The following is a 20,804-nucleotide window of genomic DNA, read 5'->3' as shown; positions in this document are numbered from 1 at the left end:
GAGAGCCTTTCTTCAAGGCAATCTCTGGTTAATGTGTTGTCCCACTCTCGCAGCGTCTATTTCAGTTGTGTTAGGTCGCGGCGGTGCGATTCTGAAATCAGCTGTCACCGGTAGAGTTTGAAAAACGTTACGCAATGAGGTTGCAAGGTCGTAAGCGTCTGCGGATCACACCTTGCTTTTCGATTGCAGTTCAGGACGGATGGCTTACCGAAAACCTACGCGTAGCTATGAGAACGGGAAGAAGCTGCCTACCCATTTCCGACAGTTGATATTCAACCCTGCGAGGTAACTCACCGAAATCAACCCGCTCAATGAGACCATCATTAGCCAGCTGCCGCAGTTGCTCCGTCAGTACTTTTTGCGTGACGCCTGGCAAATCCCGCTTTAGCTGCAACGTGCGCATTGAGGGATCGGAGTAGAGCCTGAAAAGAATGGGTAATTTCCAGCGCCCCTGGATCATCCGGATCACACGAGCCACGTGCGCGACTGAACCCTCGGCCCCAAGACAGATTTCACGCTCCTCCTGAGGGATAGGCACATAAAGGTGCGTACTGGTTTTGTCCATCATCTAGCTCTACCTTACGAAGTTAACAGCATTGTAAAAGGGAACTGGCACGTGGACTTGAATTTGGACGGTAAGAAGGCGCTGATCACCGGCAGCAGCAGAGGGATTGGCGAAGCAATCGCCAGGAAACTCGCCCTTGAGAAAGCCGTTGTCATCGTCCATGGTCGCGACGAAGCGCAAGCAGAAAAAGTGGCCAATGAGATCATTACCTTGGGCGGATGTGCCCATGTTGTGGTGGGTGATCTTACACACGATGACGAGGTGCAGCAGTTGGTAGAGGCGGCGGAAAATCTCGCCGGATCGATAGACATATTGATCAATAACGCTGGCGGCTCGGGTGGCGTGAAAGAAAGCTGGCATAATACGCAGCCTGCCTCATGGGCGTCCGCCTATGATCGAAATGTTCTTGCTGCTCTAAGGGTCACGACGCGCTTATTACCCAAAATGCAGCAAGCGAAATGGGGGCGGGTGATCAATATTTCCAGCCTTGCTGCAACGATGCCGCCACCCACTGCGCCAGATTATTCGGCTTGCAAGGCCGCGATCAACGCAATGACTGCATCCATGGCCAAAGCAGTAGCGGCGGACGGGGTGACCGTCAATGCCATATCTCCTGGCACCATACACAGTTCGACCCTTGACGCACGTTTTCGCGAGGTGGCCGAGGAGCGAGGCCTGTGCAGCAAAGATGCGCCATGGGAAGAAATCGAACGCCTTGTTCTGCCATTGTTTGCTCAAGTTCCTGTAGGTCGAGTCGGCCAGCTGGATGAAATCGCAGCGGCCGTTGCATTCCTTGCCAGCCCAATCGCGGGGTACATTACGGGCATCAATTTAAGGGTCGATGGCGGTCTTTCTCCCGTTCTCTAGTATTCTTGCCAGGTGATGTTAAGCGGGCGCCCACTTATGCGGTAGCAAATGCGTAATCTCACCCTGCCCGCTGCGGCGGCCAGATCAACGATCGCAACCTTGTCATTGCTAGCGCCTGCGAAGAACAAGCGCATGTGGCTCGTGAAGTGGACAGAAACCTGGTCAACATTCAAGATTTGTCGGCACAGACTGCGTCCGGAGCTAACCAGACCGCAGCCTCAGCTCAAGAGCTTTCCCGATTGGCGGTGTTGTTCAATAAGTTGGTAAAACGCTTCAAATTGTAAATCGGGCACTGCCTATTTTTACCAGCAATAAAAGGCCGATGGTATGCTCAAAACTTGGTTGTCGATGACGTGGCCTCGATGGTAGCGGCGATGGGAATTGCCGGTTCATCACGCAGCATGTTGGCCTGGGAGACTGAGCTGATCTTCATCCCCCGGTAAGCGGGGCGTCGACGGCCGTCTACAACCGCTCATAGCGCACCAGCAGTGCAGCCAAAGTGGAATCAAATAGGATGTGAATGACAGGTTCCAAATCAACTCCACATGTTATCCTACCGTTTTCAGTGAGCAATACCCATGCCTATAAGCGATTAGGTGGTAATCAGGACTTTACCTGGTAATTTCCCCAATTCCCCTCCGGGTTTTGGCTTGCTCTTCTGCGGTGAGACTTGATCTTGAACAACCTCCCTCCCCAGCTGCTTCAGCTTGCTCTAGCGAGTGCAGATCTGGGCGTCTGGATGCTTGATCTGGTAGGTGACCAAGAGGTGCTTAGATCGCTTCGCCATGATCAGATTTTCGGATATAGCACTCTTCAACCTAGGTGGGGATTGGAAATTGCATTAGCGCATGTGCTCGAGGAGGATCGCCATATACTCATCGGTGCCTTCGAGCGAGCTCGATCTGCAGGGGAAATGAGCTGCGAGTTTCGCGTACGCTGGCCAGACGGATCTGTTCATTGGATTTCGCCATTTGGGCGCACCGAGTTTTCTGAGACTGGCATCCCTCTACGCGTTTGCGGCGTGGTCGCAGATATCACAGCCCGTAAATGCCTGGAAGCCGAGTCACTACAAAAAAACAAGATGGCAGCGATCGGCGAGCTTACCGCGGGTATTGCACATGACTTCAACAATATTCTTCAGGGTATCGGCGTTTCTCTCGAACTCATTTCAAATCTTGCTGAAACTGGACGCTGCTCAGCAGTACCTGCGCGAGCAAAACGCGCCAATGAGCTAGTCCAACGCGCGGCTAAGATTACTCACCGGTTGCTAGCATTTTCGCGGCGCTCCCCGCTTACTCCATGTGCAATTGACCTCGCAAGCCGCCTCCCTGATATTGTCGGCCTATTGCGTCCTACCGCCGATCATAATGTTAATGTAACGATGCAGGTGTGTCCCGACCTGCCAGCCATTCACGTGGATGATGCGCAATTCGAGGCCGCTCTTCTTAATTTGCTGGTCAACGCGCGAGATGCGAGCCCTCGAGGTGCCAACATTGAGTTGAGAGCGCAAAAAGCGCTGGAAGTACCTACCGATTTAGATGTTAGTCAATTACATCCTGGATTTGCACTTATTGAGGTTTTGGATCAAGGCAACGGTATTCCGCCAGAGCAGCTTGCTCAAGTTTTCGAACCCTTTTTCACCACTAAACCAGTTGGTGCAGGGACAGGACTTGGCTTGTCTCAGGTTCATGGCTTTGTACACCAATCAGGTGGCAGCATCGACTTGAGCAGCATGCCTGGAACTGGGACACAAGTCCGGTTGTGGTTACCCCTCGATCCCTCTCACTTAGCACCGGCCGCAATTTTTAAAATTCCGGCTTCTGGCTATGAGCCTTTGTCAGAATCCGACGATCCCAGAGGACGCATCTTACTGGTCGACGACGAGTTCGATGTGCGCGAAACGCTTGCTGCATGGCTAATGCAACTTGGGCATGAGGTCATCGCCGTCTGCGATGCCTCCGCCGCTCTAGAGGCGCTGAAGGACAATACAGCGCCCTTCACTTTGATGATCAGTGACGTTGGTTTGAGCGGCGACATAGACGGATGCGAACTGGCTCACAAGTGCCGAATGCTGTATCACGAACTACCAGTGTTGCTCATCACTGGATATGCCGGCCTTGAGCTAGAAGATCGGATACCCAGCCATACCGCGGTGCTGGTTAAGCCATTCGACATGTCCATCTTGGTAGCATCAATTTCCAATTGCCTGAACGGGAATCTGGACTTGCCCCTACCAAACCGGACACCTACTCCCCGTTAAATTGATGCTGTCACCGAGCGCCTGAACTCCCTCGGCGAGCGATATTTCAAAGCGCTATGCGGATGCTGCTCGTTGTAGTATTCGAAGGCAATCGCCAGGTTACGTAGCGCCGTTTCCCGATCCGGCTTGGGCAGGTGCGCCACATAATCACGCTTGATCGTCTTCACGAAACTCTCGGCCATGCCGTTGCTCTGCGGGCTACGCACAGGCGTGGTCAACGGCTGCAAACCGATCTGCCGAGCAAACAGGCGCGTCAGTTCGGCGGTGTAACCGTTTGCCTATCCCTTATCGTGAGGGGGAAACGGTGTCCTGTCTTTCATGGGGCTCGTTCACTGTCTCCAGTAGAGTATTAGAATCGCTTTTCCTGAGATTGGAGAGCGTCTAAGAAACTAAGAGCGATTCACCGGTGTCGAGAAGCGTGAAGACCATGAAAGTCGTGAAGTCATTTGGCAAAATGCGGCGCGGCGTAGTAAGCGTCCGCCCAACACACTTTGCGTGATTGCGCCTTGATACTAGGGTGCGAGAGTGAAACCTGTAGAGGGTAGAATGATGGCCCTTAATTCAAAGGACTGATTGCATGATCACCTGTCACGTCAAATACGTTATCGATCCTTACCAACTCGCTGCATTCGAAAGCTATTCGCGCCAGTGGATCGGTCTGGTGACCCGTCTGGGAGGCGAGCACCACGGCTACTTTCTGCCCGCTGAAGGTGCCAACAACATTGCCTATTGCTTGTTCAGTTTCGCTACCCTCGCGGATTACGAACGGTATCGCGATCAGGCTGCGCAGGATGAGGAGTGTGTGCGCCTGGTGGAAGAGGCGACGGCGTTGAAGTTGATCGTGAGCTACGAAAGAAGTTTTCTTCGTCCCATGCTTGAATGAGGAAGTGGCCCACCTCATCGGTCGCGGTAGGGATGGCAGTTACCCGCCCCCCCCCCCGCACAGATCCGTACGTGCGGAACTACCGCATACGGCTCCTGCCTCGGGTACGTGACGCGAAGCGATCCTCAGGGTATGGGTGTGCATTCTTTAGGCTGGGTATGTAGTGATTTGTGAGCAACCCGAAGCGAGACCATTGCAGCCTATTTCGCTGGCTACGTCGCATGAGCGCCTGGCGCCAGTATCGACAAACGGCTTTCCTGAAGCCACTCAGCCGCTTCAAGTTTCCCGGTACCGCGTGGTAATTAAAGTACCCACTCACTACTCGGGTAAGCCATTGCCCTTGAACCTGGATGGGTTCATGACGCCGGTATTTCAACTCACTCCGGATAGCCAGCAGCGTCGCACGCATACGCTTTTTGTCTAATCAGAGCATATAGTTCATTTCGGGCTAGCCAATCACCGCTGGGCATCAGCCTTCGCTTTCCTCGCTCGACAATGCCGGCCTCCCTTTCACGAGCCCGAATGCAGGTGGGTGAAAAATACACCGAAGTGCGTCGTGCTATGGCAGACATCTTCGAGTGCAATAATCGCTGCTATGGCTACCGACGTATGAGGGCTTTGCTGAGTGGGCGGGCGTGCGTTCGTCAGAGAAGGTGGTGGAGCGCTCGATTAAGCAGGAGCGCCTGGTGGTCTCCAAGCCCAAACGGCCTCGATACGGTTCTTACCTCGGAGAGGTCAGTCCCGCGCCGGAGAATCTCGTCAACCGGGACTTCAAAGCTGTTGCTCCGAATGAGAAATGGCTGACTGACATCTCGGAGTTCCAGATCCGGGCCGGCAAGGTGTACCTGTCTCCAATCATCGACTGCTTCGATGGGAAGGTTATCAGTTGGTCGATCGGCACCCATCCCGACGCCGGGCTCTTCAACACGATGCTGGATGCCGCCGTTAAAACGGTGGCCGGCAACGATAAACGGCCTGTGGTTCACACTACCGATGGCCCGGCTGGCTATCCCGCATCGCTGATGCGAAGCTGATTCGGTAGATGTCGCGCAAGGGGTGCTCACCTGATAACGCGGCTTGTGAAGGCTTCTTAGGCCGGCTAAAGACGGAGCTGTTCTTCTCACAACTGGCAGTCAACGAGCATTGAGCAGTTCATTCAAGGCATGGACTCATACATTCGCTGGTACGACGAGAAACGCATCAAGATTTTCCAACAATCCCTCAAGTCTTCCGGGATCCGGCCGATATAAAGCTCCGTTTCAAATTTCTATAAACCCCTAAGAGGACTTTATGTCTTTGTTGGTAAATGTCAAGTTGAAATCTAAACTGCTGCTTGCTTTTGGTTTGTGCTCCCTTATCACCATAGCTGTGGCAGCACTGGGCCAGTCCGGCATCAGCAAGATGTACGGTCAACTACAAGAGACCGTTAGCACCAATTTGGTCTCGATTCAGAAGACCGATACGCTCAAGGCAAATGTGATTGCCACTAACCGGGACTTTTTCAAAGCCATCGTATTGACCGCTGCGAACGCCAGCGCCGCCGACGTCAATGCCGTCATCCAGTCGTATCGTGATAACAGGTCCGATGCCGAGACTGCCTTCAGAATTTACCGTGAAACACCGCTACAAAATGACGAGCGAGTTGCTGTCGACAAATTCGAACGTGACTGGATGACCTACATTTCAGCCGTCGAGACCGGTTTTACTGCACTCACTCATGGTGACATTGACCAGGCTCGAAAAGTCGCCACAAGCAGCGTTGGACCTGCTTACCGTATCGCTGTGGATGAGATCAAGATCATGGTCGAATCAAATGCACGACAGGCTGCTGACGTAGTCACAACTGGCGATATCGCTAACAAACAGGTTACCTGGATACTTATCATAGGGTGCTTGGTCGCTGTAGTAGGTGCCGCAACACTCGGTATGGTTGTCACTAACATGATCATTCGTCCAATTCAGCGATCAGTTGAAGCTGCAGGGCGAGTTGCCAAAGGTGATTTGACACAGTCCATCGAAGTACGAGGTACCGACGAAACTGGACAGTTGCTACGGTCACTATCCCACATGCAGGACAATCTCAAAGACACAGTGCGGCAGATAGCAGATGCTTCGAATCAACTGGCGTCTGCAGCGGAAGAGCTCACGTCAGTGACTGAAGACAGTTCCCGTGATCTGGTGCGACAAAACGATGAAATTCAACAAGCTGCTACTGCAGTCAATGAAATGACTGCCGCAGTGGAAGAGGTGGCACGCAATGCAGTCAGCACTTCCCAGATTTCCACTCAGACGGCTGATAATGCGCTGAAAGGCCAGAAACAAGTGGCGCAGGCGGTGACGTCTATTAATACGGTGACAGTGGAAATTATCGATTCCACCCAGTCTGTCGAGGCATTGGCCGGACAGATTCACGGCATTACGAAGGCTCTGGACGTAATCCGTGGCATAGCTGAGCAGACCAATTTACTAGCTTTAAATGCTGCAATCGAAGCCGCACGGGCTGGTGAGCAGGGCCGTGGCTTTGCTGTCGTAGCCGACGAGGTACGCGCTTTGGCGCATCGTACACAGGTTTCGACAGGGGAGATCGAGATAATGATCAGTCAGGTGCGTAACAGCGCTGATGATGCGGTTCAGGCAATGGGAAAAAGCCGGAACCTTGTCAAAAGTACTCAAACACTCGCCGCTGAAGCTGGCCATGCCCTGGAGAGGATCAGTGAAGGCGTTGGTCAGATAAATGAGCGAAACTTGGTAATTGCAAGTGCGTCTGAAGAGCAGGCGCAAGTTGCCCGTGAGGTGGATAAAAACCTCGTCAACATTCATGATCTGTCGACGCAAACCGCATGTGGTGCAAATCAGACAAGCTCATCCAGTCATGAATTATCAAAATTAGCCATGTCGTTCAATACCTTAGTAGGGCATTTCAAGCTATAATCACCTTTCGCCCTGACCGTCATATCACTATGAAATACGGCGTGCCTAGGGACAGCTTAGAGGCTTGCAAATTCAGGGAGGCTACTGCCAGGACTTCCTCGGTTAGGTAAAGCGCCCAAGTACTTCACGTTCTTGGGCTTACCTAATTGTTAAGCGTCGCCCTGGTAGGACAATGCTCTCCGCTTGCTCTTTAAACAAATGTGATTAACCATTTTTATAAATATCCTGGCCTGCATTTCACATTTGCAATGTAACTCCTATTGTTGAGTTGATAATGGGAAGGGCCACCATTCCTTGCCACTATAAAATTAAAATATCTTACCGTTTTGCTTTATACAGATAACTAAAATGTCCTTCAAAACAAGTGGGTGCGCTCGATTAGAAATCTATATTGGGCGCCGTAGAACTAATTGCGGCCCACTATAAAAAATCTACAATTTTACAAGTGCTCATCCCGCACTTCGATCTAATGTATTTGGTCAGGCCTGACAGTGATCCAGTTTTTGTCGGCGGTCACCGCTATACCGTTTATAGCTTGGGCTTGGGCATTGTCCATTATTATCCGTCTATCTGAGTGCCGTACTCGGCGTTTCGGTCTATCCAAAGGCGTGCCCCCTTTTCGCGGAGCCCAGACTGGGCGATGGCATAAGGCCATCACGCTCCGAAGTATTCCGATTACCCAAATAGATTTCTTCCACTGGTTTATGTAGGTGGTATCTCCGCAGACTTGCCTGCGTACCAAGGCATAAATGCCCAAAGATACCTACTCTCGGCATTCCGTCCAACGCAACCAGGCAGCCGACGTTACTCACCTAAAGATGACGGCATTGATTTCTCACAGCCTGGACTAAATGGCCAGTTGTTTCTATTGGAAGTGGGTAGAACCGCGAAAGGCACCGTTTCATGGATAGGCGCGGAGTTCGATGAAGAGGCCTGATGTGTTGCCGTTTATGCAGACTTGACCCAGCTGCCGAGATTTCCCTGACCCAAGCTTCTACTTCGTAAAGCGGTAGCAGGTCTGACTTTGGGTTAACTCCTTATGGGGCAACGCCAGGTCGGCAGATGGGTCAATTCTGCATCAGCGATAACACCATATCTCTCTTTAGCTTGGCAATATGATCGTAGCAATCTTCAATAACTTGAGCAAAGCTACTTTCGACATCCTTACAATGCTCATTGTAAATCTTCACCAAAACTGAAAAGTACGCCTGGGCAATATAAGAAAAGATAATTATACAATCTTTAGTTCTTTTTCCGGATCTCGTTACGACATAAGTCTTGTGCTCCTCGCCATCGGCTGACGACTCACTTTCGACATACACACCCCAAATGATTTTATTGTTATGAATGTAATCACTCAGATTGCCATAGAGCTTACCTGCCTCCGGAATAATTTCCTTCAGCGGGGTTATGGACTTAGTGGAAACAAAGCCCTCAATCTCCGCACGGTCTTTCGCATTACGGATCTGGTAAGCATGCCCAATTTGCTCCATAGTTGACCGAAGTAAACAATTGACATCGAAATACATGCTATTTTTAATTAAAATCGCAATAGACTGAAAGCTACCTAAAACTCGCTGAAGGATCAGAAGCGAAGTGCGGAGCCCCAGATTCAGATCTGAGAGCGTTCCAAGGCTTTTGTCAATGGACTTGTGCGCTTTAAAAGCGCTATAGACTATAAAATCTGCGGTGAGAAACTCATTCTTGATGAGCGACTTCATTGTCAGCCCATCAGGATCCTTTAGCTTTTGAAGCAGCGCCTGAAAATTATCGTTGTCGAATTCATCATTCTCATCAAGCGACGAGAAGAGAAAATGTATTAAACGGAGCGCAGTATCTGAACTGTCAGTTGGCAACGCATAGTCGAATGTACCCGTACCTATAGGGAACAGAAGATGGATAGTATCAATGGCATGCTCACCCTCTCGAAAATAACGAATATCGCGAAGGGAAAACCAAGGCTCACGCTTGTCATTCATAGCTTACAAACTCCATGTATTCAATCACATTACTTCGAGCTCTGTTACTGGGAACCACATGTCTGAAATTGCAACACAAACCTAGCCAGTAAAGGCATAACGCCATCTTAGGCGAACATCCACACCATTGTCCTGCATAGCCCGTGGTGACTTGCCGGACGCTCTATGAAGGCTGGCGCATTCTCGCCCGCAGCGAGCTCTGCCTAGCTAACTTAATGCGAGCGATCTTCGCAAAGAGGTGGAGATCATTAATTTGACCTTTTCCGTGGGTAGTGACTGACCGATTGGGTCTAGGCTGTTTGAAAACTCGTGCGATTGTCTAACGTTCGGATCAAGTGGGATCGACGCCGACTAAAATCTGGTATGCCACTTTGGGTGCGACTGTTGTGAACCAAGCCCCGAACAGAAGCACGCGTGAATCAGCGCTCGGTTAGAGGCCACCATAACTACGCGCAAAGACACATCGTTGCTGGCGGCGACAGTTTTAATTCTCTAGCGCGTTCCCCCTGAAGTAGCATTTCAGCACTTTGCGACAGTTTTGCATTTTCTCCGTAGGTGCGTGCAGGCCCCATGAAACGGGTACTCTCCGCGACAGTTTTAATTCACTAAATCCATCACTTAAAAAACCCTCGGCAATCGAGGGTTTTTTATGGGCGAAGAACGTGTAGAAAACCGCCGAAGCAACCGGTCATCGGCGTTTATCGTTTTTGTGCGCCAATACCGCATACGCCTGTCAGGTTCCCCCTAGAATGCCTCCCTGTGGATAACTCAGCCAGGGATGCCTTCCATGAACATAGAACTGCTAATCGCCGGCATCGTCGTGCTGATCATTGTCGTGGGCGTGATCGGCTGGATGGTCGGGGTCTACAACGGTCTGGTCATGCGGCGTAACGATGTGGATAAGGCGTTCGCCAACATTGACGTGCTGCTCAAGCAACGGGCCGACCAGATCCCCGACCTGATGCGCGTGGTGCAGACCGCCATGAACCACGAGAACGCGCTGTTTACGCGGCTGAGCGATGCGCGTAACCAATACTTGAATGCCAGCAGCCTCAACGACAAGGTCGATGCGTCCAACCAGCTCAATGCCGCGCTCAAGTCGGTGATTGCGGTGGCAGAGAGTTATCCGGCGTTGATCTCCGGGCCGAACATGGTCGAATTGCAGCAGGCCATTTCGGCCGTGGAAGAGCGCATTGCCGACCGGCGTGAGTTCTTCAACGAGTCGGTCAACCTCTACAACATCGCCATCGCGGTGTTCCCCGACCTGTTCTTTGCGCGAATGCTCAGCTATCAGCGTATTCCGTTGCTGGCGATCAGCGCCGAAGAAACCCGCTACGAAGGCGTGAAGCTTGAGGTGCCGGGGGCATGAAAACCACCCAGGCAGGCGTCGTCGCGAAGAAACCCAAGTGGAAAACCGCGTTGGCGCTGGTATTGCTCGCAGGCTTCATCAGCTTGATTGCTTATGCACCGCACATTTTTATCGCGCTGTTTTTCCCTGTGGGCATTCTGGTCGGCCTGCTGCTCAGCTTCGGGCCCAGTTTCTATAAAACCGAACAGCGGCTGGCCACCGGCCAGATTCGTTCGCTGGCGATGGGCCTGGTGGAAGTGCGCGGCAAAGTGATTGCCGACAAAACCCAGCTGTCGCCGGTGAATGGCAAGCCGTGCGTGGGCTATGTGTGGGTTGTCGAGGACGGCAAGAAAGACGACGACGGGCGCTGGAGCTGGAGCCGAGTATCCGGCGAGGCGCGCTGCAATGACTTCCGCCTGCAGGATGCAACGGGTGAGATCCGCGTGATCGCCGAAGGCATTGATCTGTTCGGCAACAAGGCCCCCGACGACTACGAACTCGTCGGCAGTTCCCGACGCCAAGGCGAGATCCTGCTGGTCCAGGACCTGGACGTGATGCTGATTGGCGATGCCTGTGAGCGCGACGGCAAACCTGCGATTGCCCAAGGCAAACAGCGCAACGCGGTGTTCGGCCTGGCGCTGACCCAGGATGTAGAAAACACTCGCGTGCTGGCGCCGCTGTGGCGTGCCGGTGGTTTCTATGCGGCCGTGGTCGGGATGGTCGGCGTGGGCATCATGGCCATGACGCCCGCGCATTTCGCCCAACTGCATTTACCGGGTCCCGACACGTATCAGCAAATGGAGCCATTGGGCCCCGTGTATCGGCTGCTGGCCTGGCTGTACCGCGAGGGCGGTTTCCCGATTCCGTTCATGGCGGCGTTTGGTTTTTTCCTGACGATCATCGTGGTGATGATGGCGACCCGGCTGGTCCTGCCCAAAGGCATGCGCCTGGCGGTGGGTCGGGTACTGGGTGCGTGGATGGGATTGGGCATGGTCATCGGCGGCGTGGTCACGCTGCTGCTGTTCGTGGCTCAGGTGGATACCTTGAAGCTGTTTCTGGTGTGGATGCTGATCCTGCTCGGCACGTTGGTGTTTTCGATCTTCGAGCAACGCAAGCTGGGTGCGGCGTTCAAGCATTTTTCCAAGGATGCCGGCAAAGCCAGTTTCGGCGATGAAGACGCCTGATCAGGGCGTCGCGCAGGAGATCAACTGTGGGAGCGGGCTTGCCCGCGAAAGCGGTGGGTCAGTCAACATCACTGTTTGCTGGGCCACCGTCTTCGCGGGCAAGCCCGCTCCCACAGGGGGGATCTGCGCTTATCCAGCCAAGTACCTTGTGATCACGGCACAAACTCCACCTTCAACCCGCGGCTCGCACTGCGGCCCTGATCGTCACTCACGCGCAACCGGTATTCGCCCGACTTGCCCGGCCGCCAGTTCAACGTGGTTTGCGGCGGGCCTTGGCCGATCAAGGTTTGGTCGGCAAACCAGTACAGCGTGGTTGCGTCGCTGGCCGCGTTGGCATTGAGCGGGATACTTTCCTGCGGCTGGGACAGTCGCAACTGGTAGCTCACCTGGGTCAGCGGCGAGCGAATCTGCGGCGCTTCGCTCTGATCGCTGATGCGGTTGGGCTGGCAGTTTTTCATCACGCTGGGCGGCGTGCGCCGAGGCAAGCCGGCGGCGCGATACAGGCGTTGCACGTCACTGGGCCAGAACTCGAAGACTTCTTCACGGGTGTATTGCGCATCGAATGGCGGGCACGCGGCCTTGCCAGTGCGGGTGTCGATCAACACCGGGCGGTGCAGGTTCGACACACGAATCGGCGACACACCGGGGATGTACCAGGTCTTGCGGGTTTGCGGGCACCAGCGGTTGGGCAACTCACCGGAAGCGGCGCAGACCTCAATGCGCACCAGCCCGGCGGGTGGCTTGTCGGGCTTGATCACCACATTGGGCAGCGCCAGGGGCAGGGCGTCAGCGATGCGAAAGAACAACGGTGCAGCGGTCTTGGCGCCGATAAACGCAGGGTTCGGTCGACCATCGAAGTTACCCACCCACACCACCAGCACGTACGGCCCGACCAGACCTGCGCTCCAGGCATCGTGAAAACCCCACGAGGTACCGGTTTTCCACGCGGTGCGCCAATGGCGGCCCGGCAAGCCATCCGGCCGTGGGTTGCGGCGCAACATATCGCGCACCATAAACGCGGCCTGCGGCGTGAGCAGTTGCGGTCCAGTGGATGGCGGCTGTTCCTGCAAATACCGTAACGGCCGCAGATGCCCGTCACCGGCCAGCATCACATACAGCCGCGCCAGCTCCTCGGGCGTCATCTCACCACCGCCCAGCGCCAGGGCCAAGCCGTAATGGCTTTCGCCGCGCAGGCCCTGGATGCCGGCGCGTTGTAGCAAACCATACAGCGAGGGTGATTTGACTTGGCTGGCCAGCCACACCGCCGGGATATTGCGACTACGGATCAAAGCATCCCGCGCTGTCAGCGGCCCGATAAAACTGCCGTCGAAATTTTCCGGCTGGAAGTAGCCAAAGTTGCTCGGCAAATCCTTGAGGATGCTCATGGGGTGGATCACACCCTGATCCAGCGCCAGCCCATACAGAAACGGCTTGAGGGTCGACCCCGGCGAGCGCCGCGCCAACACGCCGTTGACCTGCCCGTGAATGCTTGTGGATAAGTAATCCGCCGAGCCCACCAGCGCTTTTACGCTCTGGTCGCGGCTGTCGATCAGGATCGCTGTGGCGTTCTCCACGCCTGTGCTGCGCCGCTCGGCGATAAAGCCGGTAATCAGGCGCTCAAGCAGTTGCTGAAGCGGCAGGTTGAGCGTGGTGTTCAACTCGTTGCCAGCCTGTGAAGCCAGTAACTGTTCGCTCAGGTGCGGCGCCAGAAACGGGATTTGCTGACGGTTGCGCGCTTCCAGCGGCAAGTCGAGCAAGCTGTCGTTTCGTGGGTCGTGTGGATAAGTCTCGCGCCAGTCGGCCATCAAGCGCAGCCGCGCGTTTTGCAGCGAGGGCCCGAAGCGCGCGCGTCGCCCCGGCTGCTGCGGAATCACCGCCAGCGCCAGCGCTTCAGACAACGACAACTGAGCAGCCGATTTGCCAAAGTAAATGCGACTGGCCGCCTCGGCGCCTTCGATATTGCCGCCCATGGGCGCCAGGTTCAGGTAGGCCTCGAGGATGTCGTGCTTGCTGTAGCGCGCCTCCAGCCACAACGCCAAGGCCATCTGCTGCAACTTGCCCGGCACTTGGCGGGTGTTCAAATCCCACAAGCGCCGCGCCAGTTGCATGCTCAAGGTCGAACCACCCTGGCGTTGGCCGCCGCTGTAGGTGGCCATGGCCGCGCGCAGCAACGCCGGGGGATTGATCCCCGGGTGCCAATAAAAATTGCGGTCTTCCTTGAGCAGCAACGCCTCGACCAGTGACGGCGACATGCGCGCAAGCGGCAGCCACAACCGGTATTGGCCGTCATCCGCCAACGTCATGCGCAGCAGCGCGCCGTCGTCGGCCAACACCACCCGCGACGAGGTGACGGCCTGTTCCAGCGGGGCGTGCGGCCACAACCGCAAGCCCACCAGCACCACCGCCGCTGCCAGCAGCGGCGTCAGGCGTTTAAGGCTTGGTAATTTCAAGCTGGCCTACTTTGCCGCGCCCTTGCAGGGTGGTTTCGTACATCCCTTCGGCGTAGGCCGGTGGCGTGTTGAAGGTGCCGGCGTTGGTGGCGCGCACGCGGTAGACGAAAGTGCCCACATCGCGCAGCGCGGTGCCGTACAACACCACCCGATCATCGCGCACGTCCACGTAGTCCGGCTGCCAGTTGCTCAGTTCGGTTTCGCCGATAGGCGCCTGCCAGGCATCCGCTTCATCCCCGTCGGCGGTTTCCACGTACTCCGAATCGTCGCCTTCACTTTCATCGGCGCTGGCGGTTTCCGGCTCCGGCGGCAAGTTATACACAGGCTCGACGCCGCCGGGCAGCAGGTCGACCACGGCCACTTGTTGCACTTGGTCGCGGTCGGTCGCACGCAGGCGCAGACGCACCAGGAACTCATCACCCACCGCCACTTTGCTCACCGGCTCGCCTTTGAGGTCGAGGTATTCGTGGATGATTTCCAGGCCATTGTTGATCGGCTTGAGCTTGGCGCCCTTGTCGAAACCGGCCTCGCTGAGCATGTAGAACGCGGCCGGGCCGTCGGTTTTCTCCATCACCAGTTTTTGCGTGGCACCCGGTACGGCGGCGCGTGGCGGCTGACCGGCCATTTCCAGCAGTTGCTGCTGCTTGTCGCCCAGCCAGGCGGTGGCTTTGAGGGTCATGTCGCTTTGCGCGCGCTGGCCATAGTTGTCCAGGGCACGCAGCAGCAGAGCGGCCGACAGCGAGTTGTAGCGTTGCTCGTTGAGACGCTTGCCGAGCTTATCCAGCAAGGCTGCTGGTACATCGTCCAGCAACTCAGGGAAGTGGCGCGCCAGCAGGTGCAAGTGTTCGGCGTCGTGCACCAGCGGGTCGTAATACAGGCCGTCGCTGTCCCACTTATCCACAAGGGAGCGCCATGGGATTTTGCGGAACAGCGTATCGGCCTGGCGGTCCTGCTTGAGCAGCTTGTAGCTGGCGGCCAGGTACGCGGCGCCCAGGTCGTTCTGCCAGGTGTCTTTGAAGTAACTCTCGTAGCGCTCGCGGATATCGCTCAAGGCGCCGCTCACCAGAATCCCCTGACGGCTCAGCAGGTAACTGGCGTAGGCACGGTTGCGCAATTCCGACAGCCCTTCGCTCGGGCCGTTGGCCAGTTCTGTCAGATAAGCATTGGCGCGCACCAGCAAATCTTCCGGCACCGGCAGCCCGCGTTCTTTGGCTTCGATCAGGAAGTCGGTGGCGTACAGGCTGGCATAAGGCGCCACATCCGGGTTGGCGGCCCACAAACCGAAACCACCGGCCTGGTTCTGGCGTTGGCGCAACATACGCACTGCGCTGGTGAACGCTTGCTCGGCCTCGGGCGCCGTGCCGCCCCAGATCAACGCCGGCATGGCCTTGGACACCAATTGCTCGGTGCAGGCATAGCCATAGTCATCCAGGTAATGCTTGAGGCCGTTGGCCCACACCAGCGGCGAGGCCGCCACGCCCAGTTGCACGTCGCGCAGCTGGCTGAACAGCTCGCGCGTTGGCTTGAGCTCTTTGCTGGCGCTGTCGAAACGACCCAGGCTCAGGGCCACGCGGTGTTCGCTCAGTGGGCGGATCGAGGTGGTTTCTGCTACCTGGATGCGTTTGCCGTCTGGCAGCACGGCGATAAAGCGCAGGTCCGCCGAACCGAGGGTTTCGCCGACCTTGATCTTGAACTCGGCGGTGCCTTCCTTGCGCGGCTGCAATGACAAGGTGCTGCCTTTGTCGCCCTGCACGGTGAGGCCGTCGCTGGTCTGCACTTCAAACTTCACGTCGGCCGCCGCGTCGAGGTTGCTGAACACCCCGGCGCTCACGTTGAACACATCCCCCGGCGCGACAAAAGCCGGTACGTTCGGTGTGATCACGATCGGCCCACGCACCTCGGTGTTGGCCTCGCTCACCCCGACGCTGTCGGCATCCACCGCCACCGCAAACAGGTGCAGCTTGCCGTTGAAGCTGTCCGGCACTTGGTAATGCAGCACCGTTTCACCGGCTGGCAGGTCCACCAGCCCGGACCACCAGGCCACGGGCGGCTGATGTTTACGCTTGAACGGGTTGAGGTGGTTGGCCAGGGCGCCTTCCGTATCGCCACCGGGCGCCGCCCCACTGAGCAAGCGGCTGAATTCCGGCAGGATCAGGTCAAGAATCTGACTGGTGCCGACCTCCAGTGCGCGCTTCTGGAAGAAGAAACCCAACGGGTCTGGCGTCTGGTAGCGCGCCACTTGCAGAATGCCTTCGTCCACCGCGTAGACCACCGCGCGGCCTGGGCGGTCGGCGGTGACCTTGATGTCCAGAGTTTGCCCCGGCTCGATCTTCGCCGGGCCTTCGACCTTCAGCGCCATGCGCCGCGCATCGAGGTTGATGCTGAACGGCACCACGCCGTAGGACAGCGGGCTCATGTAGACCTCGGACGAGCCAATGTCGCGCACAAACTGCACGTTGACGTAGGCATTGCCCTCAAGGCCTGCAGGCACGCGGATATGTTGCACGCTGTTGGTGCTGTCGGCCTTGAACCATTGCTGGGTGTAAACCTTGTCGCGCTCGATGGTGATCAAACCCGCGCCGGTGTACGGCGCGCGGATGCTGATCGCAATCTCATCGCCGGTGGCGTAGCTGCGTTTATCCAGGCGCAGCTGCAACTCGGCGTTACGCTCCAGGGAGCGCGACGTGTTGCCACGTCCGGCCACGCTGTAGTCGATCTGGTTGAGCAGGTTGCCGTTGGCATCCTTGAGTTGCAGGGTGAAATCGCCCGGCGTGCCGGTGTTCAGGGTCTGCTTGGCGCCGTCCTTGGTCATCGTCAATGGCGAGGCGGGCTGGCTGATGTTCTTGATGCGTGACTCGTATTTGTAGGTGCCATTGGACTGTTTCACCAACACCGACACATAACGGTGCTCGACCACTTCACTGGTCAGGCCGTCCACCGCCACTGGCGTGAGGTCCGGCGCGACGGCCAGCCACTGCACCTGACGCGGGGCGTCCTTGGCGACGTACGACAGCGAATCCTGACTTTTCACACCCACCAGATAAGGCGCGGACGACACCAGCAGCGCACTTTGCGCCGCCACATTACGCCCACCTTCAGCCTCGAACACCTGGGTCATGACCTGCAGGCGATAGGTGCTGTTGGCGAAGCGTTGCAGGTTAAGGTCGAGCACGGCCTGGCCGTTGTCGTCGACGGTGGTTTCGGCGAGGTCTTCGGTGCTGGCGTCTTCCAATGAGTTGTTGAGGCGGAAGCGGTAATCGGGATAACGGTCGAAGGCCGCAAGCGTCGGGCTCAAGGACATCTTCGCCGTCACCCGGCGGCCGGCTGCCGGAGCGCCGAACAAGTGCATCGCCGTGACTTTGGCCACCACCTGGTCCGGTGGAATCCAGCCCAATACGGGCGTGTCGTGCAGGCTCAGGCTCACCTTCATGCGGTCCGGCTCGAAATCGCGGACCTTGAAGCTGACACTGCCCAGGTCGGTGCGGGTGTTTTTCTCGCCAATCAACTGCAAGGTCGCGGTGTAATCGCCTGCGGGGGCGACGTCGCTGCTGGGGAAATCAAAGGTTTCAAAACCGCTGGTGGATAACTTCAGGGGTTGGCGAATCACTTCCAGGCCACGCGGGTCGGTGATTTGCAGCTCCACCGGCAGGCCTTGCAGGGCGCCTTTCCAGTTGCCGCTGCGCACGATCATGCCCAAGTGCGCAGTCTCGCCAGGGCGATACAGGCCGCGGTCGGTAAACAGGTAGGCGCTGAGGCGATCAATCGCGCCGTCTTCTTCCAAACCGCCTACATCAAAGCGCGACAAATCCAGCTGCTGCGACTGACGGGCAATCGGCAGGAAGGATTGGTCATTGCCGCGAGTGACTACATACATCAGCGGCGTTTTCTCACGGCGCAGTTCATCCAGCTTGGCGAAATGCGCATGGCCTTCGGTGTCGGTGCGGCCACTGCTGACCGGCAGGCCGTTGCGACCAATGATGTCGACCTGTGCGTCGGCCACCGGCGAACCATTGCCGATCGACTGCACGTACACATCATGGCTGCCGTCGCTGGAACGCTTGGCGATGATGCCCAGGTCAGTCACCACGATAAAGCGCAGGTCGCTGGTACTGCTGCGGTCGTATTCGAACGTGCGTTCTGCAGGGTCATCCTGAGGGCTGAGCTTGAGCACGAAAATGCCACGACGCCCGCCGTTGGCGGTGAGGTAGTGGCTCAGGTCGACGTTGTCGTAGACGGTTTTCGCCGGGTCATTGGACGACAGCGCAATATCCAGCGACTGGCGCTCGACCATCCGATCAAAGTATTCGTTGCCGAAATTGGGCCGGGCAAAGCTGCCGCTGCTCTGGTCCACAAGGTGTTGCAACTGGTTGGGCAGCAGCCGGGCGATTTCCACATGGGCGCCGGGCACGCCACGGGCCATGAAACCCAGGCGTTTTTCGCCGTTGAGGCTCAGCAGCGCGCCGTTGGACAGGAACTGCAGCGTGCGCGGATACGCCGGCATGCTGATCAACGAGGCCGTAGGGTTTTTCGCCAGATAGCCGCCGATGGCTTCCAGGTTGGCGGGCACGCGCACATACAGCGCGCGACCGGCCGGGGCCTTGAACTTGAACGCGTGCAAGGTGTTCAGCGGCTCGACGCTGGGCACATGGGTCAGGGCGACCTTGGTGCTGCGGGCGAGCAGGGCGTCGTCGATGTCGTTGCTGGTATAGGGGCGGGTGTCGTCCTGGGCTTTTTCCGGCAGCAACCACGCCTGGACCTTACCGGCAATGGTGTCATCGGCCACGGCGCTGGAGCTGCTGAACATCAGCACCGGTTCCGGTTCACCGCGTTCATTGTCGACAAAGCTGACGTCGGCGCCGGTGAAGGTCAGGCGATAACGGCCGGGCACGGTGACTTCCGACACCAGCGGCGCGGTGCTGGCGTTGCCGCCGTCGCGTGCCGTGATGCCTTCATCGAGCCTGGCGCTGACCGGCGAGCTTTCCAGTGGCGTGGCGAGGGCGGCGGAGCGTACGTAGGCGTTGAGCTTGTTGTCGTCAAAGGTGATTTCCGGGCGGTTGGGCAATTGCGCATCGCGGTAGGCCAGGCCTTTGCCGAGGGTCACAGACACGCGCTTGCGCAGGTTGTCTTCATCTACCGGGTGGGAAAAGTGGAAGGTCGCGACCAGCTGTTTCAGCGTCGGGTTGGACGGGTCTTGATACAGCTCGTTTTGTGCCAGGGTGGCGCGGAATGGCTGGGTGGAAAACTGGCTGCTGTACTGGCTGAGCAACACGCCGTCGGCCAGGAGGTTTTTCTTCGCCAGGTCGAGCGTGTAGTGGGCGTCTACTGGCCAGTCTTTTTCTGGCACGAACAGTAAAGTGCGGTCATCGGACCAGCGCCAGGCGCCTGCCACGGTGGGTTTGAGGGTGATGCCCTCAGTCACCGGTTTGCCAATCGCCGCCAAGGGGGCCACGGACTCGGCGAAACGCACCTGCAAGTTATCCACCACCGGCGGTTGCTGGGTGTAATCCGTCAGGTTCGGTTTGTGCAACGAATAACCAACGGTGTGCGGCTGCGGCAGGTTTGAATACCAGTGCCAGCCATAGAATCCGGCGCCAGCCAGTAAAACGAGGCCCAACACGCCGGCGCCGGCCTGGCGCGGATAGGCGCGAGCGTTGCGGCCAAGGTTCGCAAAGCCTCGGCCGATGGCGCGCAGCCAGAAAGGCGGCTGCCATTGGCCGAACAGGGCACTCACCACCGTGGTTAACAGGCCGAGAAAACGGCGACTGATCGCTTTCAACGCATCGAACATGGTGAGCATCCCTGGCTAAGTGCGGCGTATCTTACACGCGTCTTTGATACAAAAGATGACGTGAATATGCCGCAAACGCTCAGGCGTGTTGCACAAAAGTGAGACGCACCGCAAAACCGATCAAAAGGCTGCCGAATAACCACTGCTGCAGGCGCTGCGCCGAGCGATTGCTGAGTAACGTGCAACTGGCGGATGAGATCGGCCTGTTTGCGCCGTGTGAGGCTGCTGGAAGAAGCCGGGGTGATTCGCGGCTATCAAGCCACCCTGGACCGCGATGAAGTGGGCCTGGGCATGATGGTGTTCGTCGGCGTGAAGGTGGAGCGGCACAACGACACCGAGGCCAATGCTTTTCGGGAGGCGGTGACCGCACTGCCCGGCGTGAGGGACATCCGCAGCAACTTTGCGATCCAGACCGTGAAAACCCCAGGCGCCTTGCCTTTGGGGCACCTGCCAGGCTGAGCACTTCAAAACACCGCAAAACCACTGTGGGAGCTGGCTTGCCTGCGATAGCGGTGTTTCAGTCAACAAATGGGTTGCTGACCCACCGCC

The 20,804-nt window shown here is 56.9% G+C and carries 10 protein-coding genes and 5 pseudogenes; 9 read left to right on the top strand and 6 right to left on the bottom strand.

All coding sequences use genetic code 11. The annotated features are described in order from the left end of the window. Positions 1-190: 190 nt before the first annotated feature. Positions 191-568, bottom strand: a complete 378-nt coding sequence (locus L8K08_RS27215; RefSeq protein WP_242201294.1) for a helix-turn-helix domain-containing protein — start codon at positions 566-568, stop codon at positions 191-193. Between the two features lie 48 nt (positions 569-616). Here L8K08_RS27215 and L8K08_RS27210 point away from each other — a divergent pair, with 48 nt between their 5' ends. From L8K08_RS27210 to L8K08_RS27200, 3 genes and pseudogenes are all read left to right on the top strand, one after another. After that, positions 617-1,432, top strand: coding sequence for an SDR family NAD(P)-dependent oxidoreductase (locus L8K08_RS27210; RefSeq protein WP_242201292.1), 816 nt, complete (start codon positions 617-619; stop codon positions 1,430-1,432). Positions 1,433-1,512: 80 nt separating this feature from the next. Next, positions 1,513-1,716: pseudogene (locus L8K08_RS27205) on the top strand (methyl-accepting chemotaxis protein); the annotation flags it as partial. A gap of 455 nt (positions 1,717-2,171) precedes the next feature. Then, entirely contained in the window at positions 2,172-3,692 is a 1,521-nt protein-coding gene (locus L8K08_RS27200; RefSeq protein ID WP_242201290.1) for a PAS domain-containing hybrid sensor histidine kinase/response regulator, read from the top strand. Here the strand turns inward: L8K08_RS27200 and L8K08_RS27195 are convergent. Next, positions 3,689-3,967, bottom strand: a pseudogene (locus tag L8K08_RS27195) (integrase core domain-containing protein); the annotation flags it as partial. The gene L8K08_RS27200 and the pseudogene L8K08_RS27195 sit on opposite strands and share 4 nt — an antisense overlap. Before the next feature lie 302 nt (positions 3,968-4,269). Here L8K08_RS27195 and L8K08_RS27190 point away from each other — a divergent pair. From L8K08_RS27190 to L8K08_RS27180, 3 genes and pseudogenes are all read left to right on the top strand, one after another. Further along, entirely contained in the window at positions 4,270-4,575 is a 306-nt protein-coding gene (locus tag L8K08_RS27190) for an NIPSNAP family protein (protein ID WP_044319746.1), read from the top strand. A gap of 513 nt (positions 4,576-5,088) precedes the next feature. After that, positions 5,089-5,825 (top strand): annotated as a pseudogene (locus L8K08_RS27185) (IS3 family transposase); the annotation flags it as partial. Positions 5,826-5,865: 40 nt separating this feature from the next. Continuing rightward, positions 5,866-7,506, top strand: coding sequence for a methyl-accepting chemotaxis protein (locus tag L8K08_RS27180; RefSeq protein WP_103696139.1), 1,641 nt, complete (start codon positions 5,866-5,868; stop codon positions 7,504-7,506). 1,067 nt (positions 7,507-8,573) lie between these two features. Here the strand turns inward: L8K08_RS27180 and L8K08_RS27175 are convergent. Beyond that, a complete protein-coding gene (locus L8K08_RS27175; RefSeq protein WP_242201288.1) occupies positions 8,574-9,485 on the bottom strand; it encodes a hypothetical protein in 912 nt (303 codons plus the stop codon). A gap of 787 nt (positions 9,486-10,272) precedes the next feature. Between L8K08_RS27175 and L8K08_RS27170 the strand changes: the two genes are divergently transcribed. After that, a complete protein-coding gene (locus tag L8K08_RS27170; RefSeq protein ID WP_145158389.1) occupies positions 10,273-10,854 on the top strand; it encodes a LemA family protein in 582 nt (193 codons plus the stop codon). Beyond that, positions 10,851-12,017, top strand: coding sequence for a hypothetical protein (locus L8K08_RS27165; RefSeq protein WP_242201285.1), 1,167 nt, complete (start codon positions 10,851-10,853; stop codon positions 12,015-12,017). Before L8K08_RS27170 ends, L8K08_RS27165 begins: the two co-directional genes overlap by 4 nt. A 152-nt stretch (positions 12,018-12,169) precedes the next feature. Here L8K08_RS27165 and pbpC read toward each other — a convergent pair whose 3' ends face one another. The 3 genes and pseudogenes from pbpC to L8K08_RS27150 all read right to left on the bottom strand — a co-directional run. Beyond that, positions 12,170-14,467 carry a penicillin-binding protein 1C gene (gene pbpC, locus L8K08_RS27160; protein ID WP_242201282.1) on the bottom strand — a complete coding sequence of 766 codons (2,298 nt, stop codon included), beginning with the start codon at positions 14,465-14,467 and terminating at the stop codon, positions 12,170-12,172. Further along, complete coding sequence (locus tag L8K08_RS27155) at positions 14,448-20,255, bottom strand: MG2 domain-containing protein (protein ID WP_242201280.1); 5,808 nt, start codon at positions 20,253-20,255, stop codon at positions 14,448-14,450. The genes pbpC and L8K08_RS27155 overlap by 20 nt, the downstream gene beginning before the upstream one ends. A 79-nt stretch (positions 20,256-20,334) precedes the next feature. After that, positions 20,335-20,424: pseudogene (locus L8K08_RS27150) on the bottom strand (LysE family translocator); the annotation flags it as partial. Here L8K08_RS27150 and L8K08_RS27145 point away from each other — a divergent pair. After that, a pseudogene (locus tag L8K08_RS27145) lies at positions 20,384-20,714 on the top strand (Lrp/AsnC family transcriptional regulator). The pseudogenes L8K08_RS27150 and L8K08_RS27145 sit on opposite strands and share 41 nt — an antisense overlap. The last annotated feature ends 90 nt before the right edge of the window (positions 20,715-20,804 follow it).

The sequence above is a fragment of the Pseudomonas sp. TREG-RG-20F-10-E-6-01 genome (genome assembly GCF_022662455.1).
Lineage (GTDB): Bacteria > Pseudomonadota > Gammaproteobacteria > Pseudomonadales > Pseudomonadaceae > Aquipseudomonas.
The sequence above is the reverse complement of the archived record's forward strand: the minus strand, read 5'-3'. Positions and strand labels throughout refer to the sequence as shown.

What these genes read in the sequence shown, in the direction of transcription:
- L8K08_RS27215 (WP_242201294.1), bottom strand. Translation starts at nt 568, where the DNA reads ATGATGGACAAAACCAGTACGCACCTTTATGTGCCTATCCCTCAGGAG.
- L8K08_RS27200 (WP_242201290.1), top strand. Translation starts at nt 2,172, where the DNA reads ATGCTTGATCTGGTAGGTGACCAAGAGGTGCTTAGATCGCTTCGCCAT.
- L8K08_RS27190 (WP_044319746.1), top strand. Translation starts at nt 4,270, where the DNA reads ATGATCACCTGTCACGTCAAATACGTTATCGATCCTTACCAACTCGCT.
- L8K08_RS27180 (WP_103696139.1), top strand. Translation starts at nt 5,866, where the DNA reads ATGTCTTTGTTGGTAAATGTCAAGTTGAAATCTAAACTGCTGCTTGCT.
- L8K08_RS27175 (WP_242201288.1), bottom strand. Translation starts at nt 9,485, where the DNA reads ATGAATGACAAGCGTGAGCCTTGGTTTTCCCTTCGCGATATTCGTTAT.
- L8K08_RS27170 (WP_145158389.1), top strand. Translation starts at nt 10,273, where the DNA reads ATGAACATAGAACTGCTAATCGCCGGCATCGTCGTGCTGATCATTGTC.
- L8K08_RS27165 (WP_242201285.1), top strand. Translation starts at nt 10,851, where the DNA reads ATGAAAACCACCCAGGCAGGCGTCGTCGCGAAGAAACCCAAGTGGAAA.
- L8K08_RS27155 (WP_242201280.1), bottom strand. Translation starts at nt 20,255, where the DNA reads ATGTTCGATGCGTTGAAAGCGATCAGTCGCCGTTTTCTCGGCCTGTTA.